Source organism: Burkholderia sp. Bp9143, from assembly GCF_003853645.1.
Classification (GTDB): Bacteria; Pseudomonadota; Gammaproteobacteria; order Burkholderiales; family Burkholderiaceae; genus Burkholderia.
In genome coordinates this window covers 39,374-58,038 of sequence record NZ_QTPO01000018.1, presented here as the reverse complement: position 1 = coordinate 58,038, position 18,665 = coordinate 39,374, and the positions used below count along the sequence as shown (strand labels likewise).

Annotated in this window: 18 protein-coding genes; 1 reads left to right on the top strand and 17 read right to left on the bottom strand. The window is 66.1% G+C overall.

Translation table 11 applies throughout. The annotated features are described in order from the left end of the window. Nucleotides 1–20: 20 nt before the first annotated feature. The 4 genes from DIE23_RS15770 to DIE23_RS15755 all read right to left on the bottom strand — a co-directional run bounded on the left by DIE23_RS15770 (nucleotide 21) and on the right by DIE23_RS15755 (nucleotide 4,924). Nucleotides 21–1,358 carry an MFS transporter gene (locus tag DIE23_RS15770; protein WP_124612983.1) on the bottom strand — a complete coding sequence of 446 codons (1,338 nt, stop codon included), beginning with the start codon at nucleotides 1,356–1,358 and terminating at the stop codon, nucleotides 21–23. 40 nt (nucleotides 1,359–1,398) lie between these two features. Then, a complete protein-coding gene (locus DIE23_RS15765) occupies nucleotides 1,399–2,706 on the bottom strand; it encodes an enolase C-terminal domain-like protein (protein WP_124612982.1) in 1,308 nt (435 codons plus the stop codon). A 65-nt stretch (nucleotides 2,707–2,771) separates the two neighbouring features. Next, nucleotides 2,772–3,884 carry a mannitol dehydrogenase family protein gene (locus DIE23_RS15760; protein ID WP_124612981.1) on the bottom strand — a complete coding sequence of 371 codons (1,113 nt, stop codon included), beginning with the start codon at nucleotides 3,882–3,884 and terminating at the stop codon, nucleotides 2,772–2,774. A gap of 17 nt (nucleotides 3,885–3,901) precedes the next feature. Beyond that, nucleotides 3,902–4,924, bottom strand: coding sequence for a zinc-binding alcohol dehydrogenase family protein (locus DIE23_RS15755; protein WP_124612980.1), 1,023 nt, complete (start codon nucleotides 4,922–4,924; stop codon nucleotides 3,902–3,904). Between the two features lie 379 nt (nucleotides 4,925–5,303). On the opposite strand from DIE23_RS15755, the gene DIE23_RS15750 reads away from it, so the two are divergent. Next, nucleotides 5,304–6,005, top strand: a complete 702-nt coding sequence (locus DIE23_RS15750; protein WP_124612979.1) for a FadR/GntR family transcriptional regulator — start codon at nucleotides 5,304–5,306, stop codon at nucleotides 6,003–6,005. A 176-nt stretch (nucleotides 6,006–6,181) separates the two neighbouring features. On the opposite strand, the gene DIE23_RS15745 is transcribed toward DIE23_RS15750, so the two are convergent. The 13 genes from DIE23_RS15745 to pxpB all read right to left on the bottom strand — a co-directional run bounded on the left by DIE23_RS15745 (nucleotide 6,182) and on the right by pxpB (nucleotide 18,617). Beyond that, nucleotides 6,182–6,802, bottom strand: a complete 621-nt coding sequence (locus DIE23_RS15745; protein ID WP_260436076.1) for a gluconokinase — start codon at nucleotides 6,800–6,802, stop codon at nucleotides 6,182–6,184. Nucleotides 6,803–6,823: 21 nt separating this feature from the next. Then, nucleotides 6,824–7,672: a transporter substrate-binding domain-containing protein gene (locus tag DIE23_RS15740; RefSeq protein ID WP_124612978.1), complete on the bottom strand. Its 849-nt coding sequence runs from the start codon at nucleotides 7,670–7,672 to the stop codon at nucleotides 6,824–6,826. Between the two features lie 87 nt (nucleotides 7,673–7,759). Next, nucleotides 7,760–8,488: an amino acid ABC transporter ATP-binding protein gene (locus DIE23_RS15735; RefSeq protein WP_124612977.1), complete on the bottom strand. Its 729-nt coding sequence runs from the start codon at nucleotides 8,486–8,488 to the stop codon at nucleotides 7,760–7,762. A 26-nt stretch (nucleotides 8,489–8,514) separates the two neighbouring features. Further along, on the bottom strand, nucleotides 8,515–9,264 hold the full coding sequence (locus DIE23_RS15730; RefSeq protein WP_124612976.1) for an amino acid ABC transporter permease: 750 nt from the start codon (nucleotides 9,262–9,264) through the stop codon (nucleotides 8,515–8,517). Between the two features lie 2 nt (nucleotides 9,265–9,266). Continuing rightward, nucleotides 9,267–9,968: an amino acid ABC transporter permease gene (locus DIE23_RS15725; protein WP_124612975.1), complete on the bottom strand. Its 702-nt coding sequence runs from the start codon at nucleotides 9,966–9,968 to the stop codon at nucleotides 9,267–9,269. A gap of 311 nt (nucleotides 9,969–10,279) precedes the next feature. Further along, a complete protein-coding gene (locus tag DIE23_RS15720; protein WP_124612974.1) occupies nucleotides 10,280–11,167 on the bottom strand; it encodes a D-glycerate dehydrogenase in 888 nt (295 codons plus the stop codon). 123 nt (nucleotides 11,168–11,290) lie between these two features. After that, on the bottom strand, nucleotides 11,291–14,092 hold the full coding sequence (locus DIE23_RS15715) for a phosphoenolpyruvate carboxylase (protein WP_124612973.1): 2,802 nt from the start codon (nucleotides 14,090–14,092) through the stop codon (nucleotides 11,291–11,293). A gap of 3 nt (nucleotides 14,093–14,095) precedes the next feature. After that, nucleotides 14,096–14,764, bottom strand: a complete 669-nt coding sequence (locus DIE23_RS15710; RefSeq protein ID WP_124612972.1) for an RraA family protein — start codon at nucleotides 14,762–14,764, stop codon at nucleotides 14,096–14,098. Between the two features lie 39 nt (nucleotides 14,765–14,803). Then, entirely contained in the window at nucleotides 14,804–15,565 is a 762-nt protein-coding gene (locus DIE23_RS15705; RefSeq protein ID WP_124612971.1) for an SDR family oxidoreductase, read from the bottom strand. Between the two features lie 121 nt (nucleotides 15,566–15,686). Next, entirely contained in the window at nucleotides 15,687–16,469 is a 783-nt protein-coding gene (locus DIE23_RS15700) for a LamB/YcsF family protein (RefSeq protein ID WP_124612970.1), read from the bottom strand. Further along, nucleotides 16,459–16,941 (bottom strand): hypothetical protein, encoded by a 483-nt coding sequence (locus DIE23_RS15695; protein WP_124612969.1) that lies wholly within the window; start codon nucleotides 16,939–16,941, stop codon nucleotides 16,459–16,461. The genes DIE23_RS15700 and DIE23_RS15695 overlap by 11 nt, the downstream gene beginning before the upstream one ends. A 3-nt stretch (nucleotides 16,942–16,944) precedes the next feature. Then, nucleotides 16,945–17,949 carry a biotin-dependent carboxyltransferase family protein gene (locus tag DIE23_RS15690; RefSeq protein ID WP_124612968.1) on the bottom strand — a complete coding sequence of 335 codons (1,005 nt, stop codon included), beginning with the start codon at nucleotides 17,947–17,949 and terminating at the stop codon, nucleotides 16,945–16,947. Then, a complete protein-coding gene (gene pxpB, locus DIE23_RS15685) occupies nucleotides 17,946–18,617 on the bottom strand; it encodes a 5-oxoprolinase subunit PxpB (protein WP_124613035.1) in 672 nt (223 codons plus the stop codon). Before pxpB ends, DIE23_RS15690 begins: the two co-directional genes overlap by 4 nt. Between the last annotated feature and the right edge of the window lie 48 nt (nucleotides 18,618–18,665).

The window sequence follows — 18,665 nt, the reverse complement described above, 5'->3', positions numbered from 1 at the left end:
ATCGCGCGCCGGCGAACGGTTCATCGATGCGAGCCGGCCTGCGCTCCGCCCGCGGTGCGCTCCGCGGCCGCGTGCCCCATCCCGCGCAACGAGCGCAGCAGCAGCACGCTGACGAAACACAGCGCGGCGACCACGACGAAGCCCGTGCGCGAATCGTGCGACACCGCGTCCGCGAACGCCTTGATCTGCGGCGACACGAAGCCGCCGAGATTGCCGATCGACACGATGAACGCAATGCCGCTCGCCGCGCCCGTCCCGCCGAGATAGCGCGTCGGCAGGCACCAGAACACCGGCTGGCACGCGACCAGCCCAGGAATCGCGATGCAGAAGGCGAGCAGCGCGAGCACCGGCGTAGTGATCACGGATATCGATGCGAACGCGAGAATCCCGACCGTCAGCATGCCGGTCGCGACCTGCAGATGGTTGTCGTGGCGATCCGCGAAACGCGTCGCGACGATCATCGCCGCAATCGTGCACAGCCACGGGATCATCAGCAGCAACCCGATCTTTCCGTCGATCTGGGTGCCCATCGTCGCGGCGAATTTCGACGGCAGGTAGAACGCGAGCGGCGCATTGCCGATCTGGATGCAGAAGTACGCGGCGATGAACGTCAGCACGCGACGGTCCTTCAGCACACCGAACACGGTCGCGGACAGATGCCGCGACTTCGCGCGCTCTTCCGCGTCGAGCGTGTCGCACAACGCGCGCTTTTCGTCATCGGTCAGCCAGCGCGCGTCTTTCGGCCGGCTCGTCAGGTAGAAGAACGCGATCACGCCCACCACCGTCGCCATCAGCCCCTCGACCACGTACATCCATTGCCAGTTGCGCAAACCGAACACGTCATGCATCTGCAACAGGAAGCCCGACAGCGGGTTGCCGATCAGCATCGCGATCGGCACGCCGAAGTAGAACAGCCCCAGCGCACGCGCGCGCCCCTTCGCGGGAAACCAGTAGGTCAGGTACAGGATGATCCCGGGAAAGAACCCGGCCTCGGCCGCGCCGAGCAGGAAGCGGATCGTGTAGAACTGCGTCGGCGTATGCGCGAACATCATCGAGGCCGACACGAGCCCCCACGTCACCATGATCCGGCTCATCCAGACCCGGGCGCCGATGCGATTCATGATGAGGTTGCTCGGCACTTCGAACAGCGCGTAACCGATGAAGAAAATGCCGGCGCCGAACGCGAATGCCGCATCGCTCAGGCCCGTATCGGCCTGATAGGCGATCTTCGCGAAACCGACGTTCGCGCGATCGATGAACGCCAGCGCGTACATCAGCGTGAGGAACGGCAGGAGCCGGATCGCGGCCTTCCTGACCGCGCTGGCAAGGTGCTTCGATTGATGCGGATCGTGATCCATCGTTGTCTCCGGAATGATTCTTGTCGTGATGCGTGTCCGATTACGCTCGCCACTCGGGTCCGTCGGGGTACGCGTATGAATCGAGCGAGGCCTGCTTCATCGTGACGCCGTAACCGGGCGCCTCCTGCGGCATGTAGCGCCCGCGGCGAATCACGATCGGCGCCTCGAAATGCTCGTGAAGATGGTCGACGTATTCGAGCACGCGCCGCTCCAGCGAGCCCGACACCGCGATGTAGTCGAACATCACGATGTTCTGCGAGTACTGGCACAGACCGACGCCGCCGCCGTGCGGACAGACCGGCACGCCGAACTTCGCCGCCATCAGCACGACGGCGAGCACTTCGTTGAGCCCGCCGAGCCGCGCGGGATCGAGCTGGCAGAAATCGAGCGCGCCGGCCTGGAAGAATTGCTTGAACATCACGCGGTTGTGCGCGTGCTCGCCGGTCGCGACGCCGATCGGCCCGATCCGCTGGCGGATCGCGGCATGACCGAGAATGTCGTCCGGGCTGGTGGGCTCCTCGATCCACCACGGATCGAACCGGGCGAGCACCCGCATGTTCGCGACGGCCTCGTCGACGCCCCAGTTCTGGTTCGCATCCATCATCAGCTTGCGGTCCCAGCCGAGTTCCTCGCGCAGGATGCCCGCCCGCCGCACGTCCTGCGCGAGATCCGCGCCGACCTTCTGCTTCAGGTGGGTCCAGCCATCCGCCACCGCCGCGCGGGCGAGCGCGCGCATCTTGTCCTCGGAATACCCCAGCCAGCCGGCCGCGGTCGTGTAGCCGGGAAAACCGTGCTCGCGCATCTCCCGCTCACGCTGCGCGTTGCCCGGTGCGACCCGGCGCAGCATCGCGACGGCCTCGTCGCGCGTCAGCACGTCGTCGATGTACGTGAAGTCGATGCAGTTCACGAGTTGTTCGGGCGGCATGTCCACCAGGAATTTCCAGACCGGCTTGCGTGCCGTCTTGGCCCACAGATCCCAGATCGCGTTGATCAGCGCCGCCGTTGCGAGATGCACCACGCCCTTCTCCGGGCCGACCCAGCGCAACTGGCAGTCGCCGGCAACCATCTCGTGCCAGTACGCGCCGAAGTCGGCCGTGATCTCCTCCAGCGAGCGGCCGATCACGAACAGCTTCGCGAGCGCGTGCGCCGCCTCGACGCACAGCTCGTTGCCGCGGCCGATCGTAAACGTCAGCCCGTGTCCCTGGAGGCCGTTGCCCGCATCGGTGACGAGCGTCACGTAGGTCGCCGAATAGTCGGAATTGCCGTTCATCGCGTCCGAGCCGTCCATGCTCCTCGACGTCGGAAAGCGAATGTCACGTACCTGCACATCGATAATGCGTGTCGTCATCGTTGCGTGTCTCCCTTTCATTTCACTTCATCGCGTGCCGCGGCGGACCGCTCCGCCGCGGGCGTTCATCCGAGCGCCGCGCTCAGGCGCGGCTGACCGATCGGCAACCTCAGCGCGCGCGCCAGCTCGACCGCCGGGCGCAGTCGCCGCGCCTTCTTCAGGTCGTGATTGCCCGCGATATCGGCGAGCCGATGCGCAAGGAACGGATTCGAGAACCGGTCGCGCACCTCGTCCAGGTACGCCAGCGCCGCGTCGCGTTCGCCGAGCGCATCGAACACCGGCATCACCTCGTCGCGCCATACCGCTTCGAGCGGCGCGCGGTATGCGGGATCGTCCATCGCCGCGCCGACCGTCATGTCCGGCATGCTGCCGCGCTCCAGCCATTGCTCCGCGAGCACCGTGTGCCCGAGATTGAGCAACAGCAGCTTCCGGCGCTCGTAACGTTCCAGGTCGTCGGTCACGACGATGTCCGGGTGCTCGCACGGCAGCGTCATCCCCGCCGTGCGCCGGACCGCCCACAGCGCATACGGTTCGGCGATCGCGCCGACCGGGTGGATCGGCGCCGACACGATGCGGTCGACGAGGGAGTTGACCCACACGCAGCCGCCGAGCAGGTAGTCGACGAACGCGGCATCCGCGCCCCATCGCCGCGCGACGCCGACCACCAGGTCGCGCAGCGTGTCGCCGTTGCGCGCGACGAGCTCGCACGGAAGCAGCGTGACGGGCGCCGCGCCGGCGCGGAAGCGCTCGTGCAGCAGCACCGCGAGCTTCGCCGCGAAGCCGCGCGGCGGCCGTGAGCCGTCGAGCAGATCGGCCCCGTCATCGTCGAACAGCGCGTAGCCGCTGTCGCCGGTGTTGGACACGATCGTCCGGACCTCGCCTGCGACGCGCTCGCGCAACCGCGCCCAGTCTTCCGCCGCATGCAGCGCTTCGGTGATCGCCGTGCAGTCGACCACGTGATCGATCGTCTCGCCGTGCCGCCGGCCGCGGATCCGCACCGGATAGCGCCCGGTGGCGCGCAGCGCGTCGATCCGCGCGCGGCTTTCCGCGCTCGAGGTCGTCTGCACCACGGTGATCGCGCCGAGCGCGCGGCCCGCGGCCAGCGCTTCCGACGTAAACAGGTCGACGTGCGCCTGGAGGAAGCGGCTGGTACCGAATTGCAGGATCGGATTGCCCATCGGTTCGCCCCCCGCGCTCAGCATTCGACGAGCGCCTTGATCACGCCGGCATCCGGCTCGAGGAGCTGCGCGAACCGGTCGGGCAGATCGGCGAGCGTCAGCGCGTGCGTCTTCAGCGCGTCGGTCGGCACCCGGCCCGCACGCATCGCGTCGAGCACCGTTTCGAAGTCCGCCGGCGTTGCGTTGCGGCTCGCGAGCAAGGTCGTCTCGCGCTTGTGGAATTCGGGATCCGAGAACGAGATGCGTCCCTTGACGAGCGAGATCAGCACGTACTTGCCGCCGTGCGCGACGAACTCGAGGCCGCGCTCCATCGCGCCGAGGTTGCCGGTGGCGTCGAACACGACGTCGAAAAACTCGCCGTCGGTGAGCTCGGCAAGACGCGCGACGTCCGTGGCGGCGCCCGTCGTGTCGAGCAGCACGGCGGCGTGCGCGCCGAGTGCCGTCTCGCAGACTGCAAGCCGGTCCGCACGGCCGTCGAGCACGCTGACCCGCGCGCCGCGCAGCATGGCGAAGATCAGTGCGGCCATGCCGATCGGCCCGGCGCCGACGACCAGCACACGCTGCCCCGGCCGGACGTCGGCACGCGCGACCGCGTGCGCGCCGATCGCGAGGAATTCGATCATCGCGGCCTGATCGAGCGTGACGCCATCGGCCTTGAACACGAACGCGTGCGGAACGGCGAGGTATTCGGCCATGCCGCCATCGGCGTGCACGCCCAGCACCTGGATTCGGGTGCAGCAATTCGTCTTGCCCGCGCGGCACGCGACGCACGACCCGCACGACAGATACGGCATCACGTAGACCTGGTCGCCGGCCTTCACGCGCGCGCCGGCCGGCGCCGTCTCGACGACGCCCGCCAGTTCATGCCCCATCACCCTCGGATAGGCGAGGTACGGCTGGTTGCCGGTGAAGATATGCATGTCGGTGCCGCATACACCGACCCGCTTCACGCGAATCAGTACATCGTCGGGTCCGGCTGCCGGCATCGGGCGCTCGGCCACGACAAGGCGGCCGGGTTCTTCACAAATGACAGTTCTCATCGATGTCTCGATAACGGTTGAAATGGGACGGCGCGGGAACGTGCCCGCAAATTGGCCTGACCAAACACAGGCTATTGGTCTGGCCAGCATTGGTCAAGCCAATTTCAGGATTTCATGGAAAATCCCTAGTTCGCGCGGCGACAGGGCGTATTTCGTCGGAAGAATGCCGCTCCGCCCTAGCACACGCCGCCATTAGGCACGGCGCGGAATTGGCAACCCGCTCGAGTGCCAGGCATTTGGTAAGGCCAATTTGACGAACCGGCTTTCCGCCGCCACGCGAAGGCTTGGCCTGCCCCCCGTAAATTGGTCAGGCCATTCAAAGTGCAGTAGACTGACTGCTTCAGAACAGACATCCGCGGTACGCGGGCAAGGGGGAGCATTGCTGGACCAGTTCAAACAGGTGGATACCCGCCGCCTGTATCAGCGCATCGCCGACCAGATTCGTTCGCTCATCGAAGACGGGCGGTTCGCCGACGGAGAACGCCTGCCGCCGGAACGCGATCTGGCCCAGCAATTGGGCGTATCGCGCCCGTCGGTTCGGGAGGCGCTCATTGCGCTGGAGATCGAAGGCATCGTCGAGGTCCGGATGGGCTCCGGCGTGTTCGTGTGCCCTCCGGCGAAGGCGTCGAACGCGCCGGCGACACCGCTGGGCGAAAACCCGATCGAGCTGACGAACGCCCGTGCCGCGCTCGAGGGCAGCGTCGTCGAACTCGCCTGCGCGCGCGCGACGCCCGAATTGCTCGAGCCTGTGCGCCGCGCGGTGGAAGCCATGCGCTCGGCCATTGCGGAGGGCCGCTCCCCGCTGCAGCACGATCGCGAGTTTCACGTCGCGATCGCGTCAATGACGGGCAATTCGGTGCTGGTCAGGCTGGTGGGCGAGCTGTTCGACGGACGCCACAGTCCGATCTCGTCGCGCGTCAGCGCGCGCGCCGAAAGCAAGCAGACGTGGGCCAAGGCGTTCGACGAACATGAGTCCATTCTGCACGCGCTGGAAAACGGCGAGGTGCTGATGGCCCAGGCGGCGATGCGCACGCATCTTTATGCGTCGCAGCGACGCTGGCTGGAACAGGAGCGGAGCTGAGGCGGGCGGGGCCGCCATCGACGACCGGTTCGTGCGTGACGCCGCGCTCGATCACGCCGGCAAGTGCGTTGCCGATCGCGGCAAGCAGCGGCAGACGGTTCGACGTGCACACGCCTGCGATCCAGTGTGTACGGAGGACCGGCAGCACGTGTCGTTCCGTCGCACGTCGCAGCACCCTACCTCCATGCTTTCGGCCCGTCTTGCCGCCCTTCGTCACGCCCGATGCCGTGAGTCGATCCAGCCAGCCATTCAATCACGGACACGAGGTTCGCTTCCCGCCGGTCGGAGGCGGACAAACGAAGCACGCGATCTTCACCGACCGGCGACTCGAGTGCCTCGAATTGATTCGCGACGAGCGTGGGCGGAAACGCGTGCCCCAGGCGAGCCGCGACGCGCCGCCATGCTTCCGTCCTGTCGATGTCGAGAAACACGAACCGCAGATCCGGCACGCGCGCGCGCAATCGCGCTCGGTAGGCTGCCTTCAAGGCCGAGCACGACACCACCACCGATGTGCGTCCGTCCGCCATCATGCCGCCCAGCACGTCGAGCCAGGGTTCGCGGTCTCCGTCGTCAAGCGCGATGCCGTCGCGCATCTTGCGCTGGCTTTCCGGCAAATGATGCGCGTCGCCTTCGATGAACACGCCGTCGAGCGCCGTCGCGAGCATCGCACCCAGTGTCGACTTGCCGCAGCCCGACACGCCCATCACGACAACCTTACGTACCGCGTCGCCTGATCCCATTCCGATTCTCATGCACCGTTTTCGACAGCCGGCCAGATTCCGGTCGATGGCGCGCATGCACGCCATCGACCGCACGCGTCACGACACCGGCGTGAATTTGAGTTGATTGATCGGCGTGACCTTGTCGGTACGCACGAGGCCGTACGGCGTCTTCGGGCCAAGCCACTTGTTGAAGATCGCTTCCATCTGCCCGCTCTTCTCGAGCGACGCCAGCGCCTGATTCACCGCGTTGAGCATCGACGGCTCGTTCAGCCGCAGCCCGACGGCAATCGGCTCGATCAGCATCGGCTCGGAAGCGATCGCCACCGCGCCGTCCGTGCTCTCGACCTGCTTCGCGATCTTGATCGCCGTCATCTGGTTGGTCACGAAGCCCCTCACCTTCCCTTGCGCGAGCGCGAGGAACGCCGAGCTCGTATCGTGGAACGTCACGGCCTGCCCGTCCTTGATCGAAATCGGAATCGACTGCGCGGACGTCGACCCGTCGGCCGCGCTGATCTTCTGGCCGGCGAAATCGGCCAGCTTCTTGCCGCCGTCGGCCTTCTTCACGACCAGCACTTCCTTCGTCGAATAGTACGCATCGCTGAACGCGACCTGCGTCGCGCGCGTCTTCGTATAGGCAAGATTGGCCACGACGACGTCCACGCGTCCGAGCTTCAATTGCGGAATGCGCGCCTCGACGGCGAGCGGCGACAGCTTCGCCTTCACGCCGAGCTGCTTCGCGATCGCATCGCACAGATCGACGTCCATACCTTCGAGCTGGCGCGTCTGCGCGTTCGGGTAGGAAAACGGCTCGACGTTCGAGTACACGCCGCAATTCAGTTCGCCGTGCGCCTTCACGTCGGCCAGCTGATCGGCATGAGCCGGCAGTGCGCTCGCCATCGCGCCGAACGAGACGAGCGCGCCCGCCAAAACCTTCCAGTTCTTCATCGTGCAACCCCTTTTAGACTTGACTGTCCATCGTTGAATGGAGCGAACACCAGGATTACTGCAACTTCCGGCCGATCAGGCGCACCGTCAATGCGAGCGCAGGTCGGACAGGAATTTCTTCGCGCGCTCATGCTTCGGCGCCGTAAAGAAGGCGTCGGGTGTCGCCGTCTCGAGAATCGTGCCCGCATCCATGAACCAGATGCGGTCCGCCACCTCGCGCGCGAACCCCATTTCGTGCGTCACGCACATCATCGTCATCCCTTCCTGCGCGAGGCGCTTCATCACGTTCAGCACCTCGCCGACCATTTCAGGATCGAGCGCGCTCGTCGGTTCGTCGAACAGCATCGCCGGGGGATTCATCGCGAGCGCCCGCGCGATCGCGACGCGCTGCTGCTGCCCGCCCGACAACTGCGGCGGGTACGCGTTCGCCTTGTTCGACAATCCGACGCGCGCGAGCAGATCGAGCGCCTGCTTTTCGGCGTCCGCGCGCTTCACGCCGCTGACGCGCATCGGCGCGAGCGTGATGTTGTCCAGCACCGAAAGATGCGGAAAGAGATTGAACTGCTGGAAGACGAAGCCGATACGGCTGCGGTATTCGTTCACGCTCAGCTTGCGATCGTGGATGCTCTTTCCGTCGAACGAGATTTCGCCCTGGTTGATCTCCTCGAGGCGATTGACGGTGCGAATGAGCGTCGATTTTCCCGATCCCGACGGACCGCAAACGACGACGACCTCCCCCTTGTGCACCTCGGCGTTGATGTTCACGAGCGCGTGATATTCGCCGTACCACTTGTTGACGTCGGAAAACTTGATCATGCGAGTTCCTTGAAAGTTCAGGCGATTCAATTCCCGGGGGAAACCGGGCCCGCGAGCGAAACGGCGTTCGCCGATTTCCGGCGCGCATTGATACCGGCACGCTTGCTGGTGACGCGGCGTTCGCAGTATTTGGCCAGTTGCGTCAGCGCATAGCAGAGCGCGAAGTAGCTGAGCGCGAGAATCAGGTACACGGGGAACGGCTTCGTCATCAGGCGATTGTTGATCTGGTCCGCCGCGAACGAAATTTCCTGGACGTTGATGATGTAGCCGAGCGACGTTTCCTTGATGGTCGACACGAACTGCGTCAGCATGCTCGGCACCACGTTGTAGAGCGTCTGCGGCAGGATCACGTGGCGCATCGTCTTCAGGTAGCTCATGCCGAGCGCGCGCGACGCTTCGATCTGTCCTTTCGGCAATGCCTCGATACCGCCGCGGATGATTTCCCCGAGATACGCCGAGTCGTAGACGACGAGCGCGCACAGCATCGTCACGAATCCCGTCACCGGGTAACCGGTCAGCACCGGCACCAGGAAGTACACCCAGAAGACGACCATCAGCAGCGGGACGCCGCGCACCACGTAGACGAGCGCGGTGGCGGGCGCGCGCACGGGCGCGAACGGGCTGATCCGCGCGAGCGCGATGAGGATCCCGAGCGGGAAAGCCAGTACCAGCGCGGCGAGGGACAGCAGGATCGTCAGCACGATGCCGCCGAGCGGTCCGTGCGGATACTGGCCGATCAGCAGCAAGGTCCAGTTGTCGCGAATGATCTCGAACATGGTCACTTCACTCCCGGAATGCGATAGAACGCGGCAAGCCGTGCACCCAGGAGCATGATCAGCAGGGAGATGGCCAGATAGGCGACAGTCGCGACGAGGTACGACTCGAACGACAGGAACGTGTCGTTCTCGATCTTGCGCGTCACGTAGGTGAGCTCGGCGGCGCCGATCGCCATCGCGAGACTCGTGTTCTTGAACAGCACCACTGCGTTGTTGATCATCGGCGGGATCGCGTTTCGCAGCGCCTGCGGCAGCACGACATGGCGCATCCCCTGCAGGAAGTTCAGGCCAAGCGCGCGGCACGCCTCATACTGGCCGTACGGGACCGCGCGCAGACCGCTGCGGATGTCTTCCGAAAAGTAGGCACCGCTGCACAGGCCGATCGCGATCACGGCGAACACGAATTGCCCGTTGTACTGGTTCAGAAGATCCTGAACGTTCACGGGCAGGATGTTCGAGATACCGAAGTACCAGAACAGGATCTGCACGAGCATCGGCACGTTGCGGTGATAAGCCACGAATCCGTCGACGATGCGCTCCGCGATCCGGATATTCGTCATGCGAATCAGCGTGAGCGTCAGCCCGATCACGAGCGACAACAGCCACGCCGAAACGGCCATCGCCACGGTGAGCCCGATGCCATGCAGGAACAGTGCGCCGTAGTCGCCTTGCAGCACTGCAGAAAGATTGAAATGCAGCTTCATTTTTCCGCGCCTCTGGTTGCAATCGAATCGCGGCATCGCATGTCGCCCGATCCGTCGTCACTTCGTCGTTCGGCGCGGCGGCAAGCTTCGACGACCGCGCTGAATTGATACTAGCCCGCAAAAAAACAGGCTTGCAGATGCCTTTCCTCTGGTGCGATAAGTTCACGAGATGACCCACCGCGCCCTGCCATGAAGCCCCGTCCGGCGGGGCTCCGGGCCACCCGCCAGGCTGCCGCGGATGCGTCGCGCGACGACGGCGCGGGTAAACACCGGCCACCGATCGCCGCACGACGAACGCAGCGCCGCGGCGGTTATCGCGCGGCCCCTCGCGTCGCGGCCAGCACGTCCGGATTGACGGGAGTCGGTGGATGACCAGCGCGAGCCCCCTCCCCGAGCGCCGCGATCAGGTTGTCGACGGCGAGCGACGCCATCGCACGGCGCGTCGACACCGACGCGCTGCCGATATGGGGCGTCAACACCACGTTGCGCTGCGCGAGCAGCGCCGGGCACACTGCCGGCTCGCCCTCGAATACGTCGAGACCTGCCGCGGCGATGCCGCCCTCGGCGAGCGCCATCGCAAGCGCGTGATCGTCGACCACGCCGCCGCGTGCGATATTGGTCAGCGTCGCGGTAGACTTCATCTGCTTGAGCTCCTGCGCGCCGATCGCGTGATGCGAACTCGCGGAATACGGCACCACGACGACGAGATGGTCGGACTCGCGCAGCAGCGCGTCCTTGTCGACGTAGCGCGCGCCGCAACCTGCCTCGACCTCCGGTGATAGACGCGCGCGATTGTGATAGATCACGTTCATCCCGAAGCCGAGTGCTCCGCGCCGCGCGATGGCCTGGCCGATGCGACCCATGCCGAATATCCCGAGCGTCGCGCCGTGGATGTCGCTACCGACGAACATGTCGTATCGACCGGTTTTCGTCCATGCCCCGCTGCGCAGGAAATGCTCGGATTCGGTGAGGCGCCGCGCGGCCGCCATCATCAACGCGAAGCCGAAATCGGCCGTCGTGTCGGTCAGCACGTCCGGCGTGTTCGTGACGATCACGCCGCGCTTTCCCTGCAATCGTGCGATCAGTTCCGGCTGCGTCCAGATGGTGTCGGCGGCGTTGTCGGTGACGTCGAAATGGTCCCGCAGACGATCGACGATGTCGGGGAACGACGCGCGTGTCACAAGAATCGACGCTCGCATGTCAAGACTCCTTGTCAGATTGAGGAAACTCGTGAGATGCCCGAACCACGGCATCGGCAGCGGCCGCGCGATGGCGATCGGCCGTGTCGACGGCGTGGTCCGGGAGGAATCGCCGACGCGCCGTTAGCCGAACGTGCCGACTTCGTGCGTGATCGCCACGGAGATTTCGCGGATCGATTCGAACCATCGGCGCATCGGCGCGAAGATCTCGCGATGCTCCCGCGCGTACGAACCCGACGTGCGCGGCGCCGCGGGCTCCGCGTATTCGTAGGATGTCGAATCGTCGGTTCGCTCCGGAAATATTCGCGCGAGCACGGGCAGCAAGGACGACACGTCGAGCCCGATGATCGCGCGATGCAAGTCGTCGGCCGTCACGTCGGGCCGGGGCGAAAATTCGGGAATCTCGGTGGCTTTCAGCCAGACACGATGAATCAGCGCAAGGCGAAGCGCATGCAGCAGCATTTCGCGATCGCTCATGCGCGCGCGATTCGGCCAGACGGAGCGAAGCGCCAGATCGTCGGACAACGCGCGGCGGCACATCGCCTGCGTCGCCGCGGATGTGCCGAGCCGCTCGAGCATGCCGGCCACGGCGATCATCGCGTCGCGACCGCCGCCCTCGGCCGTTTGCCGCGCGCAGTCGAGCCACGTACCGGGATCGAGCGACGACGTGATCGCCCGCAGCACGTCGATATCGGAATGCGCAAACGCCGTATCGGCCAGATCGAGCGCGCGCCTGAATCGCCGGCTGCGCGCACGCATGTCGGCGAATCCCTCGGGCTGCCGGGCGGCGGCGGCGCCGAGCCCATGCACGGTATTCGCGCACCAGCCGAGCTGCTGCAGGATCGCGTTGTTGGGAATCGCCCGCAGTTCGCTCGGATGGCGGATCTGCGTGCGAACCACGCCGTCGGCCTGCCGTGCGGCCGGCCGCGATCCCGTCCGGTCCAGCAACGCGGGCCCGAATGTGCTCAGCATCGCGGTATAGCCGGCATCGTCGACGAGCGACGTCATCGTCGCGCGGATCGAGCCGAAGAAATCGGCCGCGAAATCCGGATCGTCGTAAATCGGATCGTCGACCGGGCCGACCGCCGGATGGAACGCGTGTTCCGCGATCCGCGCCACCGATGCGAGCGCAATCGCCGGCGTGCCGAACAGCAGATAGCCTTCCCCGCCCTGAAACGCGCTTTCCTCCCGCACCTGCAATGCAGCGCGATTCAGCGCATGGCGCGACGCCGTCGGCGACAGGTATTTCAGACGATCCGCGAGCGAGCCGGGATGCGCGCCACGCCCGACGCTTTCGCCGTGCGTATCGAACAGGACGACCTCGACATCCTGCAATCCGTGGCGTGCCAGCACGCCGGCGATCTTCATTCTCAACCGCTCGATCAGATAGCTGGCCGCAAGCTGGCCGACGTACCGACCGGAATCGGAATAACCGAATTGCAACGCGAGCCGGCCATGCGATTGCACGTAATCGCGGTAATGCGGGCTGCGCAGCGCTTCATCGAGCACGTGCGCGCCGTGTTCGAGCGCATCTTCCGTTTCGAACAGCGGGCTGATTTCGACGTGCCGATCGATGCCGAACAGGCGCGCGAGCCACAGCGCGACCAGCAACGTGTATCCGCTCTCCGTCTCGGCGATCAGGAATCGCACCGGCGTCGAACCGTCGATGTGCTTGACGAGCTGCGCGACGGTCATCATCGTCCGCACGGCCGTCGCCTGCTCCCGCACCAGCGCGCCGAAGTCGACCGGCAGCGGCTGAAGCTTGTCCAGCTCGGCGTTGATGGCCGCCAGCATCGCGCGCCGATGCAGCGGCGCATCGACGGAGTCCACGATGTTGAGCCGCTGACGCGCCGCATTGTGCAGTTGCGCCGCGTTCAGCCGGAAGTGCGTATGCGCGAGCGCAAGGCCGTGCGACGCGAGCCCCGCACGCGACACCGCGAGCGCGAGCCTGTCGCCGTCCGGTGCGTCCGCAATCGCATCGCGATACAACCCGATCAATGCGCCGGTGTCGACGAGCGCGTCGTCGCGGCATCCGACGAGTACCTGCGCGAAGGCCGACGCCTGACGCGCGTCGGGCCCTTGCGGACATGCGGCAATCTGCCGATCGACGGCTTCGAGCGCCCGCGCGACGCATGCCGTGATCGCTGGCGCGCTGGCGATCGCGCTCGTCTGCCGATGAATCCGCGCCAGTTGCAGGCGCTTCATGCGCAGGCGGAATCGCAGCGTATCCCACCAGCCGATGTCGGTTCGGCCGTCGGTGTCGTACCCGACCCATGTCGACGCGATCAGCGGCCGTGGCACGAGTTCCAGCCAGCGATCGGGATGGACACGGCGCGCGACCCGCAGCAACGCGGCATTGAAGCGATCGAGCGCATCGCGCGCGTGATCGATCGCACGCACCGATTGCTCGAACTCGCCGTCGAGCGTGACGGGCCCCGGCCGATGCGATTCGAACGTCCTGGGCAGTGCGCCGCACGCGCGTTCCGCGAGATGGCGCGATACGTCGGGATCGAGCGCGAACGTCGGGTGACCGGTGAAGACCGCCGCGTAACGCGTGCGCTCGGCGCGTTCCCGAAAGCCCTGCCAGTCGTCCGCGTCGCCCGCGCCGTTCACGGACAGCACGCGTTCGGCGACGGCTTCGAGCGCACGCTCGTTCTCGGCGCTGTCGATTCCGCCGACGTACGCCGCGATCCGGACCGCGCGATCCGAAAACGCCTGGTCGCGCAGATGTCGCACCAATGCGAGGATCGTCTCGTCGTCGATGCGTCCGTCGCGCATCGCGTCCATCATCGACAATGCCAGCGACAGCACCGGATTCGCGAACGGATCGCCCACCGCACGCGCTCGCGCCGCGTCCGTCATCGAAAGCAACTCTTCCGACAGCGTCCGGGTCGCCCCGTTGCCGTCCTCGCCGCGACGTTCCATCGTTCAGCCAGCCATGTTCGCTTCGAAGGCGTCGATCCACGAGCGATCGAAGCGCCCTTCCCGGATCGACTGGATCGTGTCGGCTTCCTTGCGCATCTGCGCGCGTGCCTTCCCGATCAGATATTCGGCCTCTTCCTGCGGAAAGGCGACGATGCCGTCGTCGTCGCCGACGATGATGTCGCCCGGATGGATCACGAGACCGTCGATCGAGACCGGCACGTTGATTTCGCCCGGTCCGGCCTTGTACGGCCCCTTGTGCGTGGCGCCGCGCGCGAACACCGGGAAGGTCTTCTCGCGAATCGCCGCGACGTCGCGAATCGCGCCGTCGAGCACGAGTCCGGCCATGCCGAGACTTTCCGCATACATCGACATGATTTCGCCGATCAGCGCTTGCGTGAGGTCGCCACCGCCATCGACGACCAGCACGTCGCCCGGCCGGCAGTAATCGAACGCGCGATGGATCGCGAGGTTGTCGCCGCGACGCACTCGGACCGTCACCGCGGTGCCGACGAGACCGCCCGACTTGTGGTACGGGCGCAGCGCCGCGGTACCGACGATGCGGCGCATGTTGTCGCTGATCAACGCGGCCGGGATGTCGCGCAGGGCCGCGATGATCTCGGGGGCCGCCTGCGGCGCCGACGCGTTCTTCCGCGAGCCGATACGTTGTTCCATGATGTGTTCTCCGTTCATGTTGGCTTGATCGGGCCGCGCTTACGCGACGTGCCCGGGCGCGTCGTCGCGCTTGATCGTCGTGAGTCCGCCCGGCACCTGCAGCGTCGGAAGGATTTCCATGTTGCTGATGTTGACCGCCAGCGGCGCGGCGATCGCAAAGGCGATCGCGTCCGCGATGTCGGACGCCTGGGGCAGCTCGAAGCCCTCGATGAACTGCTTGCGCGCGGCTTCGATGTCTCCGTGCACATGGCCGAAAATGTCGGTCGCGACCCGGCCCGGACAGATCTCCGTCACGCGCACGCGCCTGCCGGTCGCGTCGACGCGCAGCTGACGCGACAGCGCATGAATGCCCGCCTTCGTCGCGTGATAGATCGAGTTGCCGTTGAAGTTGTAGATGCCCGCGATCGAGCTGATGTTGACGATGTGCCCGCGATCGCGCGCGACCATGCCCGGCATCGTCAGCCGCACGATATGCAGCACGGCCTGCAGATTGACCTCGATCTGCAGGTCGATGTCCTTCGCATCGGCATCGAGAATCGAACCGGGCGTCGATACGCCCGCGTTGTTGACGACGATGTCGAACTCGACTTCCTGTGCCAGCTTCGTGATCGCATCGAGATTGCGCACATCGACCGCATGCGGAATGCACCCGGTGCGTTTGGCGAGTTCGGCGAGCTGATCCGCGCTGCGGGCCAGCGCATGCACTTCGAGCCCTTCCCGGCAAAAGCGCTCGACGATCGCGGCGCCCATCCCGCTCGAAGCGCCCGTGACGAGCGCGGTCTTGTAATCGGAAAACGGCATGAATCACCTCTCTGGTAACGCGTCGAATCGGTTCGTCGCTCGACGCTGTCGATATCTGTCAATGTATTCGGCACCGCAATCGCGCGCCAAGACGGAATTGATGTGCCGCGATAAGACGCGCTTATGACTGCGCCGTCCCGGCGACGAGCCTCGATACGGGCACGATGTGCCCGCCCGCCGCTTCGATCCCGCCGCGAACGGTGCGCGCGAGCTCCACCGCGCCCGGCGTGTCGCCGTGCAGCAGAATCGACTTGACGCGCATCCTGATGGCGTTGCCGGAGATCGTCGTGACCGTGCCGTCCTCGAGCAGTTGGCGCACGCGCGCGAGCACCGCATCGCGATCCTTGATCACCGCGCCGTCGAGCTTGCGCGACACGAGCGCACCCTGGTCGTCGTACGCGCGATCGGCCAGAAACGTGGTCGCGGTGCGCATCCCGATACGATCGGCCGCACGCTCGATTTCGGTGTTCGTCGAGACGCTGATCACGAGATCGCGGTCGAACTCGGCAACGGCCCGCACCAATGGCTCGGCGAGCGCGTACGATGCCGCGGCCATGTTGCCCAGCGCGCCGTGAAAACTCATGTGCGTGAGGCGATGGCCCGCCGCTCGCGCGATGCCCTCGAGCGCGCCCATCTGGTACAGCACGTACTTCGCGAGTTCGAGCGGGTCCGCCTGAATGGGCCGCCGCCCGAATCCCATCAGATCCGGAAAGCCGACATGGGCGCCGAGATCGACGCCCTTCGCGCCGGCGAGACGCACGGTTCGGTCCATGATGACCGGGTCGCCCGCGTGATAACCGCATGCGATGTTGATCGACGACACGATGTCGAACATCGCTTCGTCGTCGCCCATTCGATACGGGCCGAATCCTTCACCGACATCGGCGTTCAGGTCAATTTCCATCGTTCGCTCTTTCAGTCTCTTGACGCGTTGGCGACGGCGGCTCGGCCGTCAGTTCGAATAGCGGCGTGCCGTAACCGACGACGTCGCCCTCGTCCGCGAGCGCATCGGAAATCACGCCGCCGCACGCGGCGACGACAGGCCGATACAACTCGGCGATCTGCAGCAATCCGACGACGCTCCCGGCTTCGACGCGAGCGCCGATCGCCGCCTGCGGCGCGAGCCGATCCGGATGCGTCGCGACCCAGATCCCCGTCGACGGCGCGTTGACCACCGACGCGGGCGCACCCGCCGGCGACGGCGCCGCGGCGGCGTCCGCGTCCCCGGGGGCGTCGTCGCCTGGCTGCCCGGTCGAGAACGTGAGCCGGATCGTCGAACCCGCGTACCCTATCTCGGCGAACTCGACGTCGGCGTCGGCCAGCCAGAGCGCGACCTGTCGAAGTTCCTGAATGTCCACTTCGTTGTTGATTGTCATCGGTCAGTATCTCGACGCACGGAACAGCCCTGCGAGGTTGCGGACCCTGGCGAGGTAGGCCTCCACCTCGTCAAGCGCGGCGACAGCTTCGTCGTAAGTCGTTCTGGCAAAGCGAATGCGCGTGCCGATCCGGGCTTGCGCGAGCCGCCACAGGTCGGCCTCGATCACCGTGCCGATCTTCGGGTAGCCGCCGGACGGCTGCGCATCGCGCAACTGGATGATCGGTTGTCCGCTGTGCGGCACCTGGATCACGCCGGGCACGATGCCGTGCGAGCGCTTCTCGATCGCGCGGCGCGCGGCGAGCGTCGGGCCGGCAAGGCGGTAGCCGTAGCGATCGCTCTGCGGCGTCACTTTCCAGCCTTCGCGCCAGAACGCATCGAGCGATGCGTCGTCGTAGCAGTCGTACTCGGCGGCCGGCAAGACGCGCACGACCGTTTCGCCGTCCGCCGCGACCGGCGTGGCCACCGGCGGCGGCAACCGATACTCGGGCGGCACCGCGCCGAAGCCGCCCTGGGCGGCCGACTGCAGCGCGGGACGCTCCGCGAGGCCGACGGCACGCAGCACATCGCCCTTCTGAAGCTGTCGTCCGTTGAATCCGCCGAACGCGCCCCGCAGCTGCGTGCTTCGCGAGCCGAGCACGGGCGGCACGTCGACACCGCCGGCCAGCGACAAATAGCAGCGCGTGCCCGACACGGGGACGCCGATCGTCAGCACTTCGCCCTGCTTTGCCTCGATCGTCCACCACGGCAGGATCGGTCGATCGTCGAGCCGCGCATCGCAATCCGCGCCCGTGATCGCGAACGCCACGTCCTCGAGGAACCGGACGCGAAACGGAAACATCGGGATTTCAATGGACGCCGCATCGTCCGGATTACCGAGCAACAGATTACCGATCGCGAGCGCGACGCGGTCCATCGCACCGGATGTGCCGACGCCGAAGCGCAGGTAGCCGTCGCGGCCGCGATCCTGCACCGTCGCCAGCGCGGATGAAGACAGGATTTCGATCATCGGACTATCCTTTCGGCACGAAACCGGATCATGTCGCCGGGCGCGAGTGTCGCCGGCTGCTCGCGCGACGGGTCGAAGAACGTCATCGCCGTGCGCCCGATCGTGTTCCACCCGCTCGGGCCGGCCGACGCCGACACGCCGGTCTGCACCCCGCCGATCGATACGGCGCCGCCCGGCAAGCCGAGCACCGGTACCTTGCGCCGCGGCGTCGCAATGCGCGCGTCCATTCCACCGAGATAGCAGTAGCCCGGATGGCTGCCGAGCGCATAGACGGTGTAGAGCGGCGCGCAGTGAATCTCCACGACGTCGTCCACCGACAGCCCCGTATGCGCGACGACATCGTCGAGATGCGGACCGAACTCGCCGCCATACTGCACGGCCAGTTCGACGAGCCTGCCGGCGATCTCCAGTTCCCCGGTGCCGTTCCACGTCTCCAGCAGTCGGGCCTCGAGCGCGGCCGGGTCCTTCGGCGGGTGCGTAAACGTGAGCATCAGGTTCGTCACGCCGGGCACGGCCTCGCGCACGCCGGGCCAGTCGCTCACGGTGCGCGCGAGCGACCAGATGCGGCGCTGCACGTGCAGATCGAGCACGCCCGGTGCCTCGAACAGCATCGCGGTGGTGCCGAGCAGACTGATGCGCAGTGTTTCTTCCGAATCGTCCTGTTTCATGGCGAAGGTTCTTCGTTGCGGCTCGTCGCAGGTGTCCGGCGCGTTGTT

Bases quoted from the DNA above. Each gene is read 5' to 3' on its own strand.
- DIE23_RS15755 (WP_124612980.1), bottom strand. From the start codon at position 4,924: ATGAGAACTGTCATTTGTGAAGAACCCGGCCGCCTTGTCGTGGCCGAG.
- DIE23_RS15725 (WP_124612975.1), bottom strand. From the start codon at position 9,968: ATGAAGCTGCATTTCAATCTTTCTGCAGTGCTGCAAGGCGACTACGGC.
- pxpB (WP_124613035.1), bottom strand. From the start codon at position 18,617: ATGAAACAGGACGATTCGGAAGAAACACTGCGCATCAGTCTGCTCGGC.
- DIE23_RS15735 (WP_124612977.1), bottom strand. From the start codon at position 8,488: ATGATCAAGTTTTCCGACGTCAACAAGTGGTACGGCGAATATCACGCG.
- DIE23_RS15700 (WP_124612970.1), bottom strand. From the start codon at position 16,469: ATGGAAATTGACCTGAACGCCGATGTCGGTGAAGGATTCGGCCCGTAT.
- DIE23_RS15690 (WP_124612968.1), bottom strand. From the start codon at position 17,949: ATGATCGAAATCCTGTCTTCATCCGCGCTGGCGACGGTGCAGGATCGC.
- DIE23_RS15765 (WP_124612982.1), bottom strand. From the start codon at position 2,706: ATGACGACACGCATTATCGATGTGCAGGTACGTGACATTCGCTTTCCG.
- DIE23_RS15695 (WP_124612969.1), bottom strand. From the start codon at position 16,941: ATGACAATCAACAACGAAGTGGACATTCAGGAACTTCGACAGGTCGCG.
- DIE23_RS15720 (WP_124612974.1), bottom strand. From the start codon at position 11,167: ATGCGAGCGTCGATTCTTGTGACACGCGCGTCGTTCCCCGACATCGTC.
- DIE23_RS15770 (WP_124612983.1), bottom strand. From the start codon at position 1,358: ATGGATCACGATCCGCATCAATCGAAGCACCTTGCCAGCGCGGTCAGG.
- DIE23_RS15715 (WP_124612973.1), bottom strand. From the start codon at position 14,092: ATGGAACGTCGCGGCGAGGACGGCAACGGGGCGACCCGGACGCTGTCG.
- DIE23_RS15705 (WP_124612971.1), bottom strand. From the start codon at position 15,565: ATGCCGTTTTCCGATTACAAGACCGCGCTCGTCACGGGCGCTTCGAGC.
- DIE23_RS15710 (WP_124612972.1), bottom strand. From the start codon at position 14,764: ATGGAACAACGTATCGGCTCGCGGAAGAACGCGTCGGCGCCGCAGGCG.
- DIE23_RS15740 (WP_124612978.1), bottom strand. From the start codon at position 7,672: ATGAAGAACTGGAAGGTTTTGGCGGGCGCGCTCGTCTCGTTCGGCGCG.
- DIE23_RS15745 (WP_260436076.1), bottom strand. From the start codon at position 6,802: ATGCGCGCCATCGACCGGAATCTGGCCGGCTGTCGAAAACGGTGCATG.
- DIE23_RS15760 (WP_124612981.1), bottom strand. From the start codon at position 3,884: ATGGGCAATCCGATCCTGCAATTCGGTACCAGCCGCTTCCTCCAGGCG.
- DIE23_RS15730 (WP_124612976.1), bottom strand. From the start codon at position 9,264: ATGTTCGAGATCATTCGCGACAACTGGACCTTGCTGCTGATCGGCCAG.